This window comes from Microbacterium sp. Bi128 (assembly GCF_918698205.1).
In genome coordinates, this window is record NZ_CAKKMM010000850.1 from 1 (window position 1) to 2,207 (window position 2,207).

A 2,207-nucleotide genomic window follows, 5' to 3' on the forward strand; every position below is an offset into this window, starting at 1 on the left:
AGTCCGCACCGATTGCGAGGGCTGACACAACCGGCCGAAGCTGCCGCCCGAGTTCCGGTGGCATGAGGGCGGCCACGAGGTCGAGGGACCGGCCAAGTCCGGCTCCCGCATCCAACATGGCGCCGATCAGTTCCAGCATCATGGCGGTGTCCCGCAGGCCCGGGAGGCCGTGACGTCCGTGCCGGCCGGCGTCGTGGACCGTCGGGCGCCGGGCGGCCCCGCCGGCAGGGGCCCGAAGCTGGCGCCGGAGCCGCCGGCGGACACGGCCCGGGCGGGCGAGGACGACTGCGGCTGCCCCGGCAAGGCTCGCTGCCATCACGAATCCGGCAAGTTCGGGCCTCACGGCGACCACCGCGGAGTCACGTTGGTGCTTCCGCCGCGGCGCGGACGAGCCTTGCGGACCACAACCGGCCGACGGCGGTCAGCGCCACGCCTGCGGCCAACGCCGCGAGGCCCCAGGGAGTTCCCAGCAGTGTCGCCACCGGGTCCACGCCGAGCAGCAGGCCGAGACCCAGGCCCGACAGGGGCAGCCAGGTCAGCAGACGAACGGTCGCGCGGGGGCCCGCCAAGGCCGTCTGCCGCGCTGCCTCGGCGTCGTCCTCCGTTTCAAGGTGGGCGGCAAAGCGCGCCAGGACATCGGCCAGGGGGCAACCGCTGGCTTCAGCGGTGTCAAAGCATGCGGCGAGCTCGCCCCACACACGCACGTCGCGGCGGGCCCGGATGCCGACGGCACCCGTGGTGACCGTGACGACGGCGCCCGCACCGGCAGTGCCCGCGGAGACCTCGCGGCGGATGGCCGCGGCCACGGAAGACCCGCGCCGGGCGGCGGCACGCGCGGCTGCGAGGATCCTGCGGGACTCCGGGCCGAGGACCGTGCCGGCGCCGTTTGCGGTGCGGGGCTGGCCGGCGCTGTGAACTGCGGCCTGGGCCGCCGGCCCGTCCCGCGCGGTGTCACCGCCGTACAGGGCCCACAGTTCATCCCACAGCCGGGCGGGGATGCGCCCTCCCTTCAGCAGCGCGGCCAACTGCTGGACCAGGACTGTCATGGGGACGGGCCCGGCATCGGGAGATCCCCTGCCGCGCCAACGGGTCATGCCCCCGACGGCCCGTCCTGGGCGGGATCCCGGGGAACCGTAGGCCGCGGGAGCTCGCGTGCCCGCGGCGTGCAAGGCCCTGCGGGTACGATGGCCGGCCGCGCGCGGGGTGGGAAATGCCAGCCACACGGCCAGGACCAAAACGACGACGAGGAAGACGGTCATCGCTGCGTCCAGGGCTGGAGGGATTCGCGGCCGGAACCCGGCGGCCGTCCTGCCGGCAGCGCCGCCTGCAGTTCGGAGGGGTCCGCCCCGGCCAACCCGGGATCCAGGCCGAGACGGCGCGCCAGCAGCGGCCAGGCTCCGCCGAAGCGGAGCTCGCCCTGTTGGATCTCCAGTGCGGCGGCGACAACCAGGCCCGAGTCTAGGACCTCCATGATTCCAACGCTCGCCACCTGGCGGCCCGATTCGGTCCGCTCGACGTGCACGACGACGTCGATCGCGCTGGCGACCTGCAGCCGTACCGCGTCCTGGCCCATGCCGGCGAGCGCGCCGAGGGCCGTCAGCCGGGCAGGCACAGCCGCCGCCTCATTCGCGTGGATGGTCCCGCCGCCTCCGGCGTGTCCGGTGTTCATCGCCGAGAGCAGCTCGCGGACCTCGGCGCCGCGGCATTCGCCCACCACCAGCCGGTCCGGCCGCATCCTGAGGGCCTGGCGGACCAGTTCGCCCAAGTCGACGGCGCCACCGCCTTCCAGGTTTCCGTGCCGGGATTCCAGCGCGACGACGTGCGGGTGGACGGGATTCAGTTCTGCGGCGTCCTCAATCAGGACGAGTCTCTCCCCGGGGTGGCACAATCCCAGCAGCGTCGCCAGTAACGTGGTCTTCCCCGAACCGGTGGCCCCGCTGATGAGGAAGCTCAGCCTGGCCGCCACCATGCGTTCGAGCACGGACTGGACCAGGCTCCCGGGCGTCCCGGCCCCGAACATGCCGGCGCGCTTCAGCTCGGGCATTGAGAAGACCGTGGCCCGGCGGATCCGCACGCTCAGGAGGGTCCCGGCCGTGGAAATGGGCGGCAGCACCGCGTGCACCCGGTAGCCGCCGTCGAGCCGGACATCGACGCACGGCGAACCGTCGTCCAGGCGGCGGCCACCGGCTGCCACCATCCTCGCGCCG

Annotated in this window: 2 protein-coding genes and 1 pseudogene; all 3 read right to left on the bottom strand. The window is 73.8% G+C overall.

Going from position 1 to position 2,207, the window contains the following annotated elements:
- Positions 1 to 316, bottom strand: a pseudogene (locus tag LQV45_RS27125) (type II secretion system F family protein); the annotation flags it as partial.
- 43 nt (positions 317 to 359) lie between these two features.
- Positions 360 to 1,094 carry a hypothetical protein gene (locus LQV45_RS27130; RefSeq protein WP_230009875.1) on the bottom strand — a complete coding sequence of 245 codons (735 nt, stop codon included), beginning with the start codon at positions 1,092 to 1,094 and terminating at the stop codon, positions 360 to 362.
- 161 nt (positions 1,095 to 1,255) lie between these two features.
- Positions 1,256 to 2,207: ATPase, T2SS/T4P/T4SS family (locus LQV45_RS27135; protein WP_230009876.1), on the bottom strand; the 952-nt coding region annotated here is incomplete at its 5' end.